Below are 13,528 nucleotides of genomic sequence, written 5' to 3' on the forward strand. Positions count from 1 at the left end.
AGGTCATTTGACGGGTGATGCGAATGAGTGGTCTCGGGTATCATCTGAGGCCGTTCACAAGCTGCGCCATATTTTCCTAGTGATTGAAACTGCGGTCTGAACGAGCGCAGACAAGCGCGTATTGCTGAAGAGTACGACACCGTGAACGAAATCAGCGCACCCAATGTGACTATGTTCCCCGGACAAGACTCTGAACTGCCCGACACAGCGCTTGGGCGCGCCCAATTGAGAGACTTGCTTGAAACTACCGTTTCCGATCTGCCACCCCATCTGCGACCGCCGTTTCTGCTGTGCGAAGTAGAAGAAATGAGTATTCTCGCCATCGCAAGTCAGCTTCAGATCAACCCGATAACGGTAAGAACACGCATTTTTCACCCCCGCCGCAGGTTGCAAACTACAATTGAAAACCGGGTCCGGGGTGGCTTCGAAGCAATCTTCCCATTTAGCGGCACACGATGCGCCAACATGACCAGTCTCGTAATAGCGCGACTGCAAGCAGTCGGCGCTCTTTGACGCAGCTCTCTCGGCCCGTTGCTGCCGTAGACTGACGCCTGTCAATACTGCGGTTGCAGCCCGCATTTCGGACACTCGCCGCGCACTCGTCGGGTCCCAAATTCGTCTTTGTTTTCACTTTCGATCCACGTTTCATCGACTGGAGCCGAGTGCGCTTAAGCCATCACACCAACCCGACGAGTTTTGCAAACGGGTCCTCATGTGGATTTTGGTGCCATGAATACTCCGTCCCGACTGCAGTCGCCTCGGCCTTTTCGTCTCCATAGAGGTCCGCGAGGACAGCTAGAGCCATATCCATTCCTGCTGAGACACCAGAGGACGTAAAGAACTTCCCGTCTTCCACCCATCGCGCCTCTTTAACCCAATCAACCTTGGGCGCGTGATGGATGGTAGCGGTGAAGTCTTGCTTGTTGGTCGTTGCGCGTCTTTCATTGATGAGGCCGGTCATTCCCAAGACGATTGTGCCTGTGCAAACGGCCATCACACGTTCCGCGGACTCGGAGACATCCCTAATCCACTGAAGCATCTCAGCATTGGTACATTCTTCCAACGCAGCATCCCCACCGGGGATTAAGAGCAAGTCGTAGGTGGAACGTTCAGCTATTGTTGTGTCGGGCACGATCCTCTGACCGTGACGGCTGGTCACCGGGGCGTTCGTTTGTGCGACAGTTATGATCCGGATCTCGTATTTGGGGTCTCCAAGCATCTCCATTGGTCCAAAGAAATCCAGTGTTTGGAAGCCGGGGAAAACCAGCGCGGCGAGCGTTTTCATGGTGTGTCTCCATTACCTGTCGCTCACTGGATACATGATGCGGCCTGTGGCATGAATGACAACATGCCCCCTTTTCATGCCAACTCACCCAATCCCGCACCCGACAAACCGAACGTCGTGTTCGTTGTTTACCCAGGCATCGTCTTGCTCGACTTGGTTGGACCTTTGCATGTCTTCAGTCGAGCGTGCGAGGGTGACACCGGTGATCTTGCCTATAATACCCACGTCGCGTCCATAGCAGGAGGTCCGGTCCCGACCAACACAATCGTTCAGATTGACACCGTGCCGCTCGCCGGGCTTCGGGATGGTGCCAAAGTTGCGAAGATCGACACTTTGGTAGTTGTGGGTGGCGACGGGGCGCGGGTAGCCGAGACCGACACTCGGTTGGTTCGCGAAATCGGAGAATTGTCGAAAAGCGTCAGACGCACTTGCTCGATCTGCTGTGGCGCATTCGTTCTCGCTCAGGCGAGATTGCTCGATGGACGCAGAGCCGTGACGCATTGGGAGGATTGCAGCCAACTCGCAGACCGGTTTCCCAACGTGCAAGTCGAAGAAGACCCGATCTTCATCAAGGATGGTTCGATCTGGACTTCCGCTGGCATTACCGCTGGCATTGACATGGCCCTAGCGCTTGTCCGCGAAGACCTGGGTGCTGCGCCCGCCTTTCACTTGGCCAGATCTCTGGTGACGCCCATGATCCGGTCGGCCGGACAATCACAGTTCAGCTCCGATCTTGCCCGTCAAACGCGCGATGCAGAAGGCGAGTTTGCTCCGCTACATGATTGGCTACGGGGCAATCTGGCCCACTCCATCAGTGTCAGCGATATGGCCGAAAGATGCTCGATGAGTTCTCGCAGCTTTTCGCGTCGCTATGCAGCGAGCGTGGGTTTGACCCCGGCCAATTCGCTAGAGAAGATGAGGGTGGACGCCGCGCGAAACCTTCTGATTGAAACAACACTTAGTTTTAAAATCATCGCGAAGGCCTGCGGCTTTCGTGATCAGGAGAAGATGCGCAGAGCATTCCATAGACACCTTCGCACGTCACCGTCGAGCTATCAGTCGATGTTTCGAGAGGGCTGACACAAGTGACTAGCTTAGTTCGAGCCACTTAAGCTTGGCGCCGACCCTAGCCAGCGTGGCGGTACTTCACTTCCAACAGTAGCGGCGGACGGCCCATGAGAGACATCATGCAGACGGCTGGCATTCTGCATTTGCAAAACTCGGGTTCAGCCGAAGTTACACATCGCGCAAAAATGCTGACTTTTGTTAGTCAATCTCCTATGCCGACTTCGAAAACACTGCGTCACTGGTGCGGTGGATTGCGGCCCGCTTGATTTTCCTGAACTCGCTCAAGCCAAATGGAACTTATGTAGACGAGAATGTCCCAAATATTGTCGTTGGTGAGGGTATCACCAAATCCGGGCATGCCACTTACAAAGCCGTTGGCGCCGCCAGCGCCGCCGCGCCACCCAGCTGGGTGTATTCGAATAGAAGCCGGTTGTCGTGGTGCCATTCATGCCCGGTCTCGTCATGCGGCGGCGCAGGCAGAGTGCCGTTGTCATCGGGCGTCTGCCAATCCGGCTGCCCTTCGAGATTCACGCCATGGCAAGACACTCATTGTTCGGCGTATAGGGCTTGCCCATTGGCCAAATCCCGGTCGTGCAATTCGTGACCAGCGCTTGCGCCCGTTGCGAAGCTAAATAACATGATGATCAAAAAGTCACCCCTGTTCATGGGATACCTCAATTCGGTAGAGTCAAAACGCTAGTGAGCGTCGCGGTTGCTGCAAGCACTACCAGAACGACCGCAGATTCGATTTCAATGGAGCGTGCCAAGTGGCGCGCAGCTTCTCGTCCCGGCCTGCATAGCAGGAAAGAAGCGGAGTTTGTTTGCAACCGCCAACGTCAGGACCGCACCGACAAGTGCAAGCTTGATCAGCAGAGTTTGCCCGTAGCCAGTGGTCGTCAAAGCCCATAGATATCCCAGCGACATCCAAGCCATCAGCAGCTCCGCCACAATCAATGCAGGGATAATAACTGAGGCTGCCTGCCCAAACCGATGCTCCAACACAGCCGCGTTGCTCCGATATTCAGGCCGTTGCGACAGGGCACTCAACAGTCCAAGGACGCCGATCCAAAACGCAATGCCCAGAATGTGCAGGAGCAATAGCAAACGGACGCTCCGTAGTTCCAATTCAGGAACATGCCCGATCTGAACAAATGAGAACAAAGCGATCAATCCACCGACAAGTGCGATCCGTTGGCCGACTAAGGACATGAATACTCCGACGACTATCAGAACCGTGTCGGCAACCCGATAGACCAGAACGTTGCCAACCGGGGTCTGCTACAACAGGTCCAGCATTTCTGGATCGGTCAAACCATCGGCGCCGCCGCGTACGGGCCCGAACGCCACCCGTTCCAACGCCAGCGACATCAGGATCGCCGCAGCAATCGCGCCGCCGATGACGATGAAAGAGTTGCTAAGCGCCAGCGAACTCATTGGATAACGTATGCACAACACTCCCAAGCCCCATAATAAGGATCAGAAACACCGTTAGCACTGTGGGTTTTTTGGTCGAATGTACTTCACGAGGCGAACCCAGCCCGGGTTCAAACCCAATACAGCGCGCGTACCAGAGGGCCGCGCAACGCCCAAATTTCCACTACATGGAGCGGAGTTGAGAGAGCATTGGGCAGGAAACATTCCCACTGTCGCAATTGGCTGTGAGTTCAGTCAATGCCGCTTCCAGCCGCTTAAGCTCCTTTATCTTTTTGCGCACATTGAAGACGTGGTGTTCCGCCAACTCCTTAACAGATTGGCAATCTTCGTTGTCGCCTTCGGAGAGTTCGACGAGCGTCTTCGCATCGGCCAACGGAAAGCCTAGTTCACGGCACTTTTTTAGGAAGCGAAGCCTTCCAATATCCTGCGTGGAGTACATGCGTCTATTATTTGATGCCCGTTCTGGCTTGGGCACGATCTCTTCGCGTTCGTAGTAGCGGATCGTTTCAATGCCAACTCCGCTTTGCCGAGATGCTTCCCCAATCGCAAACATGTGAGATTTCCTACCTTGATCCTGTAGTGACTACAGAAGTTATATAAGACCGGATCGCTTAGACAACTCCTCACAAAAAGGGCCGTAAGAAACGGAAATGCAGAAGTACCTTAGCCTCAGTTACATAGGATCGCTGTCAGCACTTGGGGTCGCGACGTGCTGCATATTGCCCATGACGATGATGCTGATGGGAATAGGCGGCAGTTGGATGGCAATCTTTGGGCAGATAGCAGCGGCAAGCTTCTATGTATTGGCGATTTCAACCGCGCTCGTCATGGTATCTTGGCTGATGTCTTATCAGCGCGGTTCACTGCAAAAGTTGAAGTGGTGGCTTTTGGGCACGACCGCGATGACCGGATTGGCTTGGGTTGTCGTTTTCTATGAGGCTCGGATCAACGATTTCCTAATAATGCAGATGTGAGACAATGACGGACCAAACTGTGGTGCTTGAAAGCACACTGACGTGCCCAGCGTGTGGGCACAGCGAAGCGGAAGAAATGCCTACGGATGCTTGCCAGTGGTTCTACGAGTGCAAGTCATGCAGGACAGTTTTGAAACCCATGGAAGGCGACTGTTGTGTCTACTGCTCTTACGCCACCGTTCCTTGCCCACCAATTCAGTTGGGCGATGACTGCTGCGGATAGTGTGAAGGGGTTCCATGTTTTTTCACGCTGCGTGAACTTGTTACCCGAGAATTTCGACAAAATGTCCAACTGTAGCCCCGGACTATGACTGTGAGAAACCCGTCATTCAGGTTTGCGCAGTATCAAGTGGTTTGGGCATCAAACAGATCTCGTGTGCGCCGCAGCAGTAGTCGCTACTGCTGCCTGCATAGCGCCCTACAACGGCCCTGAGCCGCCATTTAGCCGGCTCCATTCTTGCGTCCGCTTCACGCTCCCAAGTCGGTCGTTCGCTAAGCAACTGAATGATACCAGTCGAAAATACCCGGGTAGCTTGCCCTTAATACGTGTCTTCATACAAACGGCAGCGAGCATCCGTGTCCAATTCTGCAGTTTTTTTAATCTCCGACTGTTTATGTGCGCGATAGACCTGCGCAAAGCCGTCCGAGAACCAGCCTGTCACCACCGGGTTGCTCACGAAACGGTCCAGCGCCTCTTCCAATGTTTGCGGGAGTCTCACGATGCCCCTTTCGGCCAACTCAGAGGCATCCAACAGTGACAAATCATCTTCGGTCGGGGTTGGGGCGGCCAGACCCTCTTCGATTCCTTGCGCCCCTGCGAAAACGACGGCCGCCAGCGAAAGATGGGGCGAGGCCGCCGCGTCTGCCGCGCGGTATTCGATGTTGAATTGCCGCGCGATTGAGGTCGGATCCTTGGCGGTAACGGGACAAATCCGTAAAGAGGCCTCACGGTCACGGAAACCGAGGTTGTTGAAGGCCGCCGACCACCGGTGCGGTGTTAGACGTTCATAAGAAATCACCGATGGTGCGGTCAGAGCCAGTATCGCGTCCAGATACTTGAGAACCCCAGCAGCGAAGGAGGCGGTCAGCGCGGACATGCCGCAGGGCCCGTTTGCATCATAAGTCAATGGGACGCCCTCGTCGTCCACAAAGCTCATGTGTATATGCACCCCGTTGCCGACACTCGCGACATCACGGATCGGGGTATAGGTAGCTTGTTCGCTATAGGCGCGCGCGGTGGCGTAGGTTAATTCGCGCACCATGATGGCAGCGTCGGCGGCCCGCACACCTTGTTCCGGACCGATGACCACTTCGTACTGGTTGGGGCCGTATTCCTTCATGATGGAATCCGGCTGTAATCCGACCTGGGCGATAACGTCGACCAAGGTCTCGCAAAAGTCGCGTTGCTGGCTAAAGCCACCATGACCATAGGCCTGGCCGACCGGTTGTGGCGCGCCTTTTAATTGGAACTCGTGTTCGAACGCGGCCACCAGATGCGCGCCTGCAACCGAGTGCAGCCGGTTTAGCGCTGCGCTGAGCAAACCGCGCGTGCAAAAGTCCCAAGGCTCACCTTCTAGCGTGACGATGTTCCCCATGATGAAATGAAGGCCCGAATCTTCGCCAAATTCAGCCTTCGCCTCAGCCCGCGCATCCGGGATCAGCAGCAGATCGCCCAAGGCGCCAAAGGGGCTTTCGGCGATCTCATCGAAGCAATTGATTTGCACGTTGGTCGGCGTCCACCCAACGCCGCGTTGCAAACGCTTATTGAGCTGCTCGGCTGGAAATGCCTTACCCCGCAGTTTACCGGCAAGGTCGGATGTGGCGACAAAAATCAGTGGCGTTTTAGGTATCGTCATGTCGGATCCTGATTGTGGGATCGCAGGGCATCCCAGGCTTCGATACGGGATTTTGTCTGGTCCCAATTGTCTTCGGCAATACGGGTTACCAGCGCTTCGGTTACGGCCAATGCCGCTGTGTAAGTGTCCCAGAGTGTGCCGCTTTCGATGGGCACTGGCAAGATTTCTGCGGCATGGCGTGATATGGGCGAAAGCCATTTGTCTGTCATCAACACGACACGCACCCCGCGGTCCTGCGCTGCGGAGGCTGCCAGCTGCGCCAGTGCCGGTTGGTAGCGACGAAAATCAATCAAAAACAAGATATCCGCGGGCTTCATCCGAAGCAGGTATTCAGGCCAGACCTCATGGTTTGCAGGCAGATGGTACACGCCTCTGCGGGTTTGACGCAGGTGAAAAGACAGGTGCTGCGCGATGGTGTCGCTGATCCGCCCACCAAGCGTGTAGACATCGCTTTTGGGCTGGCTCAGCAGGGTGCAGATGCGCTGAAACTGCGCCTCGGTGATGCCTTCTGCGGACAACGCCATCTGGGACGAGGCGCGCGCTATGAAATCCCGCAGAAACCCGCCATCGACGCTGCGCCCCTCACCGTGCAGATCGGTAGGCGAGCGTTCCCCTTCTTTCAGTTCGGACAGCAAGGCGCGCTGGAACTGCTGATAGCCGCTCAATCCTATCTTGATCACAAACCGCGATATGGATGGGGCCGAAACCTCGGCCCGGCGGGCCAATTCCTGGATCGATACCAGACCCGCATAGGGATAATCGCTCAGCAAGGCAGCGGCCAACTTGCGTTCACTCGCAGTCATGCTTTCAGCCTTCGCCTCAATTCTTTGCCTAATAAGCACACAGACACCTCCTGATCAAAACGGATCGCATGGAAAGAAAATTTCAGTCAATACATTTTTAATTGACTCTGAAAAAACTTGTTCTCTAACGTGGGGCGCATGACCACAACACTCGCATTCGAGAACCTGCTGACCACGGGGGACCCTGCCCCGGTGGAATGGGTTAATCGCGACAGCGCCGCGCCGGTCGTGTTGTTGTGCGAGCATGCCGGGCAGGCGATCCCGCAAAAGCTGGGCAATCTGGGTGTATCGAAAGAGGTGCGGGCCAGTCACCGCGGCTGGGACATTGGCGCCGAGACCGTGGCGCGGCAACTGGCCGACCGGTTGCAGGCCCCGCTGATTTTGCAGCGTTATTCCCGGCTTGTTATTGACTGCAACCGGCCCTTAGCTGCCCCAGATTCTATTCCGCCGCACAGCTTCGGAGAACAGATTCCGGCAAATCTGAACCTGACCGACCCCGAACGGATCGCACGCCAGAGAGAGATTGTGGCGCCGCTAAATGCCGCCATCGAAAACATGCTCGACCGAATTCCGCGGACGTTGGCCGTGTCGATCCATTCCTTCACCCCGCGTGTTGCAGATGAGTCCCGACCTTGGCACGCAGGATTCTTGACACGTGCGGACCAGGCAACGGGGCAGGCCGTCATCGACCATATCTTGACCAGCCGCCCGGATCTGCTCCTGGCACTGAACCAGCCCTACCAGATCGACAGCGACAGCGACTGGTTCATCCCGCATTTCGTCGAACCGCGCGGCCTGTCGCATTCTCTGGTCGAAATCCGCAACGACCTGATCCGCGATGAAACAGGCGCGGCAGACTGGGCGCAACTTCTGGCGGATGCCTTCACCGGGATATTGGAGACCAAGCCATGACCCTGACTCGCAACGTTCCTCTGATCCCGTCGCAATCCGCGCTTGTGTTTATCGATGTGCAGAATTTCTCGGCCCATCGGAGCGGAGCAGAGTTCAAGGACCTGCCAACGGCCGAGTTTCAGCAGAAATATGGCTGGTACTTCGATCAGTTGGACTCCCGTGTGATCCCCAACATGCAAGCCATTCAGGCCGCCTGCCGCACCGCCGGGGTCGAAGTCATGTATACCAATATCGAAAGCCTGACACTGGACGGGCGCGACCGGTCGCTGGACTACAAGATCACAGGCTTTCTTGTTCCCAAAGGCAGTTGGGACGGAAAAGTGATCGATCAGATTGCGCCCGTGGGGGATGAGATTGTACTGCCCAAATCGTCATCCTCGGTCTTTGTGTCCACGCATATCGATTACATCCTGCGCAATCTGGGCGTCCGGCAGGTGGTTCTGGCCGGGTTGATCACCGATCAATGCGTCGAAAGCGCGATCCGTGATGCCTGTGATCTGGGCTATCTGGTGACGCAGGTCACCGATGCGTGCCTGACTTACACTCCGGAGCGCCACGAAAACTCCCTGCGCACAATCAAGGGCTATTGCCGGCAGGTCACCGCAGCCGAACTGGTCGAGGAGCTGTCGCGTGCTTGACCTGAACGGCATCACCAAGACCTTTGGCGGGATTCACGCGGTCGAGGATGTGACCATGTCCGTCGCCTCGGGCGAGGTGCGCGGCCTGATCGGCCCAAACGGGGCGGGCAAGACGACGCTGGTGAACCTGATTTCGGGCTTGCTGGCCCATTCGGCGGGCAACCTGTCGTTGGATGGCGAACCTCTGGACCGGCTGTGCGCGCATCAACGCGCCGCGCTGGGAGTGGCGCGAACCTTTCAGAACCTTCGGGTCTTTCCCAGCCTCAGCGTGGCCCAGAATATCGACGTGGCCCGCTATTCCGGGCGGGGTTCTGCAATGGTAGACGCTGCAATCGCAGAGTTTGGCCTGTCGGACAAACTGAACCAGAGCGCAGGCTCGCTGGCCTACGGGCAGCTGCGGCGTCTTGAGATCGTGCGTGCACTGGCTCTGAATCCGCGCGTCCTGATGCTGGATGAACCCGCCGCCGGAATGAACGAACAGGAAACCGACGCTCTGGGCCGGTCGTTGAGCTGGGTTCGGTCGCATTCGGACTGCGCGATCCTGGTCATCGACCACGACCTGAAATTCATCATGTCGCTGTGCGACAGGATCACAGTTTTGAACATGGGCACCGTTATCGCCGAGGGCGCGCCCAAAGACATAACCAAGAACCAAGAGGTTATTGACGCTTATCTTGGCGAAACCGATGAACGGGCCGCGTGACGCAGGCGGCTTTCAACAGGAGAGAGAGTATGAAGAAGCTGACCCTTACCACTCTGACCGCCATGAGCCTGGCGCTTCCGGCCGTTGCCGAAGACACGATCAAGATCGGGCTGGGTGTGCCGATGACCGGCGATCTAGCGATTTACTCCGAATATCTGGGCGCGCGCTGCATGGCCGACATCATAAACGCCGAAGGCGGTGCAGGCGGCAAGAAGATCGAAGTGCTGGTGCAGGATTCTGCGGGCGATACGCAAGCGGCAATCTCGCTGGCGCAGAAGTTTCTGGACGAAGGAGTCGTGATGCTGGGCACCACACCGTTCTCGGATACGATGATCCCGGTAGCGCAGATAGCCCAGCCTTACGGCGTGTCGATCTTTCAGCCGCAATCCACGCAGGTCGAGATGCACGCGGGTATCGTCGACAACTTCTTTACCGGCGTGTCACCCGATCCGTTCACCGCAACGGCTGCCGCAAACTATGCGCTGAGCCAGGGCGTCAAGAACGTGGTCTTGCTGACTTCGGACGAAGGCGGTTCGTGGTCCGCGCGCACCCCCTTATGGTTCGGCGATGTGATCGAAGAAGGCGGTGGCAAAGTGCTTGCCAAGATGAATTTCAGCTTCGGAACATCTGACTGGTCTCCGCAGATCGCGGATATGAAAGCGCTGGGAGAAGGAATTGACGCGGTCTATATCTCTTCGATCATGCCGGATATCGGTGTTCTGGTGCGTCAGCTGCGCAGCGCAGGTATTGATGCCTGGGTCGTGGGGTCGGATGGGTTTGATGACCCATCATTGGATGCTGTGGCCGCGGATGATCCATCGATCCTTGACAAGGTGTTTTTCGCAACGCTGGCCCCCAGCCACGACGAAAGCGCGGTGGTAAAGTTTATGTCTGATTGCAAGGAAATCGGCCACGATGTGCCCGGCCTGTTCCCCGCAACCGGCGCTGACACGGTGAAGGCCGTTGCCTGGGCGGTCGAAACCTCAGGCAGCTCGGACCCGGCGGTCATTGCAGAAACGATCCGCAATGCCGAGTCCATCCCGGTCATGACGGTCGATAGTATTTCGTTCAAGGATACCAAGACCTATGCCCAACGCACGATCCCGGTGATTGGCTTCAAGGATGGCAAGCGGGTTCTGATCTCGAACGAGATCCCGGAAAACACGCCGCAGGATTGGAACTGAGCACACAGCCGGGTGCGTTTCCCGCGCCCGGCCCCGAACCGATGCTGAAAGTAGAAAACCTGATAGTAACCCACGGCCCGATCGAGGCCGTGCACGGCATCTCTTTTGCCGTGGACCAGGGCCGCTGTGTGTCCTTGCTGGGCCCGAACGGGGCGGGCAAGACCTCGACCATCTCGGCGCTGATGGGCGTGGCCCGATCGTCGGGGCAGATTGCGTTCGACGGGGCCGACATTTCGGACCTGCCGGTGGAATCACGCGTGCAGGCAGGCATGTCCGTGGCGCCCGAAGGGCGGCGGATCTTCTCAAACCTCAGTGTCGAAGAAAATCTGGTTCTGGGCGGTGCAACCCGCCCTGACCGCGATGGCAAGGACGCCGACATAAGCCGCTGGCTTGAAACCTTTCCGATCCTGGGTGAGCGTCGCGACCAGTTGGCGGGCACCTTGTCAGGCGGTGAACAGCAGATGCTGGCCATTTCCCGTGCGCTGATGACCCGACCCAAGATCCTGCTGCTGGACGAACCCAGCCTCGGGCTGGCCCCCAAGATCGTCACCCAGATCTTTCAGATGATCGAACAACTGAAGGCTGACGGCATGACAATCCTGCTGGTGGAACAGAACGCCACGCAGGCGCTGCGATTGTCGGATTACGCCTATCTTCTGAACAACGGGCGGATCGTGGCAGAAGGAACAAAAGAGACACTGGGCCAAAGCAGCGCGCTGATGGCAGAACTCACGGGGATCGCCTGATATGGAGTATGTGGCCCAGCAGGTTATGAACGCCCTTGCCTTTGGGGCGGAATACGCGCTGATCGCCCTGGGTCTGGCGATTGTCTTTTCGATCATGGGATTGGTGAATTTCGCCCATGGCGAAGTGATCGCGGTTGGCGGCTACACAATGGTGGCCTTTGCCGCGCTGGCGCTGAGCAACCCTTTCATCGTCATCGGCGGCGCGATTGCTGCGGCAGTCCTGATGTCGCTGACGCTGGAACGGGTGGCGTTCAGGCCCGTGCGCTATGCGGACCCAACCACGGGTTTGCTGACCGCCTTCGGCGTTTCGATCATCCTGCAAAACGTGTTTCTTTTGGTAGTGTCGCCCCGGCCGGTGGCTGTCACCTCACTTTATTTTCTGGACTGGCCGGTGCGGCTCATGGGCGTGCAGGTGTCGTCGCTTCAGGTGTTCGAGGCGGTGACGACCGTTCTGGTGATTATCGGCCTAATGCTGTTTCTGAAGCGCACGACGCTGGGTCTGGCAATGCGCGCCGCCTCGCTGGATTTTGAGATGGTCCGCATGGTCGGCGTCAGATCGAACCGGGTCTTTGCCATGGCCTTCATGGTGTCGGGCCTTCTGGCCGGTCTGGCGTGTATCTTTATCATGGCGCGACGCGGGTCGGTTGATCCGCATCTGGGATTCAACCCGGTGCTCAAGGCCTTTGTAGCCTGCGTGGTTGGTGGTTTTGGCAGCCTGCCCGGCGCGGTGCTGGGCGGCTTTCTTCTTGGTGCGATCGAGGTCGCCATGCTGGTCCTGCTGCCACAGGAATACGGCGGCATGAAAGATGCCTTTGTCTTTGGCATCATCGCTTTAGTTCTTGTCTGGAGACCGGACGGCATCCTGTCCCCCCGAACCGAGAAGGGGGACAAGATATGATCCTGAACCCCAGTCAGAAACGCGGGCTGGTCGGAGCCGCGATCCTTGCCGCCGTGCTGATCGCCATTGGCCTGATCGTGACCTATTTCGGCTCGCGTTATCAGTTGCGGTTGGTCTACAGCGCCTTTGTGAACCTGCTGGTCGTGCTGGCGATGCAGGTCTTCATGGGCAATGCGCGTCTGACCAATCTCAGCCACAGCGCGTTCATGGGCATCGGTGCCTATGTTGCCGCGATCTGTGTGACCCCAGTGACGGTCAAAGCCATTTCCCTGCCCGATGCGCCCTGGGGGCTGAATGCCTTTTCACTGGATCCGGTGAGCTCGGCTGTTCTGGCTATCGTGATCACGGCGGTGCTGGCCCTGATCATAGGGTTGTTCGTGGTGCGCTTGACAGGGTCGGGTGTGACCATCTTTTCCCTCGCCGTTCTGGTCATCGTGCATTCGGTTTTTTTGTACCGCACCGATATATTCAAGGGAAATCAGGCGTTTTTCGGCATCCCGCAGGTGTTTTCACTGACCTCCATCGTGGTCCTTTCGGTGATTGTTGTCTTCTTGGTCCGCCTGTTCCGAGAAAGCCGTTGGGGCATCCAGCTGCGCGCCTGCGCCGATGATGAAGTCGGAGCTGCAGCGATGGGCGTGAACATCCGCAGGCTGCGCCTGATCGCCTGGGTCCTGTCGGCGGTCCTACTGGCGGTAGCCGGGATTGCCTATGCGTTTTTCCTCGGCACGATCAGCGCGCGGCCATTCTATTTCAACCACGTCTTCCTGACCCTCGCCATGCTGATCCTTGGGGGCATGCGGACGGTCACAGGGGCGGTGCTGGGCACTTTGCTTATATCCTTCGGTTTGGAATGCGTACGCTGGCTGGAAACCGGTCCAGTTCTGCTGGGCGTTGACCTGCCCGAGGTGTTGGGCCTGTCGGGTATCGCCCTTGGAGTTGTGATCGTGCTGACAATGGCGCTGCGCCCTGGCGGCATCATGGGCGACCACGAAATCGAAGATTTCTTACTGAAAGGACAGGAGTGAGT

At 57.2% G+C, this 13,528-nt stretch carries 18 protein-coding genes; 11 read left to right on the forward strand and 7 right to left on the reverse strand.

Annotation, left to right across the window (positions count from 1 at the left end; genetic code table 11):
• The first annotated feature begins 171 nt into the window (after positions 1–171).
• Positions 172–513, forward strand: a complete 342-nt coding sequence (locus ACR0BU_RS04395; protein ID WP_480736307.1) for a sigma factor-like helix-turn-helix DNA-binding protein — start codon at positions 172–174, stop codon at positions 511–513.
• A gap of 163 nt (positions 514–676) precedes the next feature.
• Here the strand turns inward: ACR0BU_RS04395 and ACR0BU_RS04400 are convergent, their stop codons facing one another.
• Positions 677–1,285: a DJ-1/PfpI family protein gene (locus ACR0BU_RS04400; protein ID WP_299077111.1), complete on the reverse strand. Its 609-nt coding sequence runs from the start codon at positions 1,283–1,285 to the stop codon at positions 677–679.
• A 63-nt stretch (positions 1,286–1,348) separates the two neighbouring features.
• Between ACR0BU_RS04400 and ACR0BU_RS04405 the strand changes: the two genes are divergently transcribed.
• Positions 1,349–2,365, forward strand: coding sequence for a GlxA family transcriptional regulator (locus tag ACR0BU_RS04405; protein ID WP_480736044.1), 1,017 nt, complete (start codon positions 1,349–1,351; stop codon positions 2,363–2,365).
• A gap of 351 nt (positions 2,366–2,716) precedes the next feature.
• Here the strand turns inward: ACR0BU_RS04405 and ACR0BU_RS04410 are convergent, their stop codons facing one another.
• The 4 genes from ACR0BU_RS04410 to ACR0BU_RS04425 form a co-directional block, all read right to left on the reverse strand.
• A complete protein-coding gene (locus ACR0BU_RS04410) occupies positions 2,717–2,899 on the reverse strand; it encodes a hypothetical protein (protein WP_480755729.1) in 183 nt (60 codons plus the stop codon).
• Positions 2,900–3,103: 204 nt separating this feature from the next.
• Positions 3,104–3,562, reverse strand: coding sequence for a CopD family protein (locus ACR0BU_RS04415; protein WP_480736040.1), 459 nt, complete (start codon positions 3,560–3,562; stop codon positions 3,104–3,106).
• A 69-nt stretch (positions 3,563–3,631) separates the two neighbouring features.
• Entirely contained in the window at positions 3,632–3,787 is a 156-nt protein-coding gene (locus ACR0BU_RS04420; RefSeq protein WP_480736039.1) for a hypothetical protein, read from the reverse strand.
• Between the two features lie 163 nt (positions 3,788–3,950).
• Positions 3,951–4,340, reverse strand: a complete 390-nt coding sequence (locus ACR0BU_RS04425) for a MerR family transcriptional regulator (protein WP_480736037.1) — start codon at positions 4,338–4,340, stop codon at positions 3,951–3,953.
• A gap of 97 nt (positions 4,341–4,437) precedes the next feature.
• Between ACR0BU_RS04425 and ACR0BU_RS04430 the strand changes: the two genes are divergently transcribed.
• On the forward strand, positions 4,438–4,761 hold the full coding sequence (locus ACR0BU_RS04430) for a hypothetical protein (protein ID WP_480736036.1): 324 nt from the start codon (positions 4,438–4,440) through the stop codon (positions 4,759–4,761).
• A gap of 4 nt (positions 4,762–4,765) precedes the next feature.
• Positions 4,766–4,984, forward strand: coding sequence for a GDCCVxC domain-containing (seleno)protein (locus ACR0BU_RS04435; protein ID WP_480736034.1), 219 nt, complete (start codon positions 4,766–4,768; stop codon positions 4,982–4,984).
• A gap of 316 nt (positions 4,985–5,300) precedes the next feature.
• On the opposite strand, the gene ACR0BU_RS04440 is transcribed toward ACR0BU_RS04435, so the two are convergent.
• On the reverse strand, positions 5,301–6,617 hold the full coding sequence (locus ACR0BU_RS04440; protein ID WP_480736033.1) for a type I glutamate--ammonia ligase: 1,317 nt from the start codon (positions 6,615–6,617) through the stop codon (positions 5,301–5,303).
• Positions 6,614–7,459: a MurR/RpiR family transcriptional regulator gene (locus ACR0BU_RS04445; RefSeq protein WP_298933674.1), complete on the reverse strand. Its 846-nt coding sequence runs from the start codon at positions 7,457–7,459 to the stop codon at positions 6,614–6,616. The genes ACR0BU_RS04440 and ACR0BU_RS04445 overlap by 4 nt, the downstream gene beginning before the upstream one ends.
• 99 nt (positions 7,460–7,558) lie before the next feature.
• On the opposite strand from ACR0BU_RS04445, the gene ACR0BU_RS04450 reads away from it, so the two are divergent.
• Genes ACR0BU_RS04450 through ACR0BU_RS04480 form a run of 7 tightly spaced genes read left to right on the forward strand, consistent with a single transcriptional unit; the run spans position 7,559 to position 13,526 of the window.
• Positions 7,559–8,332: an N-formylglutamate amidohydrolase gene (locus tag ACR0BU_RS04450; protein ID WP_480736032.1), complete on the forward strand. Its 774-nt coding sequence runs from the start codon at positions 7,559–7,561 to the stop codon at positions 8,330–8,332.
• On the forward strand, positions 8,329–8,970 hold the full coding sequence (locus ACR0BU_RS04455) for a cysteine hydrolase family protein (protein WP_298933671.1): 642 nt from the start codon (positions 8,329–8,331) through the stop codon (positions 8,968–8,970). The genes ACR0BU_RS04450 and ACR0BU_RS04455 overlap by 4 nt, the downstream gene beginning before the upstream one ends.
• Complete coding sequence (locus tag ACR0BU_RS04460) at positions 8,963–9,673, forward strand: ABC transporter ATP-binding protein (protein ID WP_298933669.1); 711 nt, start codon at positions 8,963–8,965, stop codon at positions 9,671–9,673. The genes ACR0BU_RS04455 and ACR0BU_RS04460 overlap by 8 nt, the downstream gene beginning before the upstream one ends.
• Positions 9,674–9,702: 29 nt before the next feature.
• Positions 9,703–10,857, forward strand: a complete 1,155-nt coding sequence (locus tag ACR0BU_RS04465) for an ABC transporter substrate-binding protein (RefSeq protein WP_299892429.1) — start codon at positions 9,703–9,705, stop codon at positions 10,855–10,857.
• A gap of 41 nt (positions 10,858–10,898) precedes the next feature.
• Positions 10,899–11,603 carry an ABC transporter ATP-binding protein gene (locus ACR0BU_RS04470; protein ID WP_480736306.1) on the forward strand — a complete coding sequence of 235 codons (705 nt, stop codon included), beginning with the start codon at positions 10,899–10,901 and terminating at the stop codon, positions 11,601–11,603.
• Between the two features lies 1 nt (position 11,604).
• The gene (locus tag ACR0BU_RS04475) at positions 11,605–12,501 is read left to right on the forward strand and encodes a branched-chain amino acid ABC transporter permease (RefSeq protein ID WP_299077073.1); all 897 of its coding nucleotides are present in this window, start codon (positions 11,605–11,607) and stop codon (positions 12,499–12,501) included.
• Complete coding sequence (locus tag ACR0BU_RS04480; protein WP_480736030.1) at positions 12,498–13,526, forward strand: branched-chain amino acid ABC transporter permease; 1,029 nt, start codon at positions 12,498–12,500, stop codon at positions 13,524–13,526. The genes ACR0BU_RS04475 and ACR0BU_RS04480 overlap by 4 nt, the downstream gene beginning before the upstream one ends.
• Positions 13,527–13,528 lie beyond the last annotated feature (2 nt).

It is taken from the genome of Ruegeria sp. CK2 (assembly GCF_056536585.1).

Bases quoted from the DNA above. Each gene is read 5' to 3' on its own strand.
- ACR0BU_RS04405 (WP_480736044.1), top strand. From the start codon at position 1,349: ATGCCCCCTTTTCATGCCAACTCACCCAATCCCGCACCCGACAAACCG.
- ACR0BU_RS04470 (WP_480736306.1), top strand. From the start codon at position 10,899: ATGCTGAAAGTAGAAAACCTGATAGTAACCCACGGCCCGATCGAGGCC.
- ACR0BU_RS04475 (WP_299077073.1), top strand. From the start codon at position 11,605: ATGGAGTATGTGGCCCAGCAGGTTATGAACGCCCTTGCCTTTGGGGCG.
- ACR0BU_RS04435 (WP_480736034.1), top strand. From the start codon at position 4,766: ATGACGGACCAAACTGTGGTGCTTGAAAGCACACTGACGTGCCCAGCG.
- ACR0BU_RS04450 (WP_480736032.1), top strand. From the start codon at position 7,559: ATGACCACAACACTCGCATTCGAGAACCTGCTGACCACGGGGGACCCT.
- ACR0BU_RS04395 (WP_480736307.1), top strand. From the start codon at position 172: ATGTTCCCCGGACAAGACTCTGAACTGCCCGACACAGCGCTTGGGCGC.
- ACR0BU_RS04440 (WP_480736033.1), bottom strand. From the start codon at position 6,617: ATGACGATACCTAAAACGCCACTGATTTTTGTCGCCACATCCGACCTT.
- ACR0BU_RS04480 (WP_480736030.1), top strand. From the start codon at position 12,498: ATGATCCTGAACCCCAGTCAGAAACGCGGGCTGGTCGGAGCCGCGATC.
- ACR0BU_RS04430 (WP_480736036.1), top strand. From the start codon at position 4,438: ATGCAGAAGTACCTTAGCCTCAGTTACATAGGATCGCTGTCAGCACTT.
- ACR0BU_RS04425 (WP_480736037.1), bottom strand. From the start codon at position 4,340: ATGTTTGCGATTGGGGAAGCATCTCGGCAAAGCGGAGTTGGCATTGAA.
- ACR0BU_RS04415 (WP_480736040.1), bottom strand. From the start codon at position 3,562: ATGTCCTTAGTCGGCCAACGGATCGCACTTGTCGGTGGATTGATCGCT.
- ACR0BU_RS04465 (WP_299892429.1), top strand. From the start codon at position 9,703: ATGAAGAAGCTGACCCTTACCACTCTGACCGCCATGAGCCTGGCGCTT.
- ACR0BU_RS04420 (WP_480736039.1), bottom strand. From the start codon at position 3,787: ATGAGTTCGCTGGCGCTTAGCAACTCTTTCATCGTCATCGGCGGCGCG.
- ACR0BU_RS04400 (WP_299077111.1), bottom strand. From the start codon at position 1,285: ATGAAAACGCTCGCCGCGCTGGTTTTCCCCGGCTTCCAAACACTGGAT.
- ACR0BU_RS04455 (WP_298933671.1), top strand. From the start codon at position 8,329: ATGACCCTGACTCGCAACGTTCCTCTGATCCCGTCGCAATCCGCGCTT.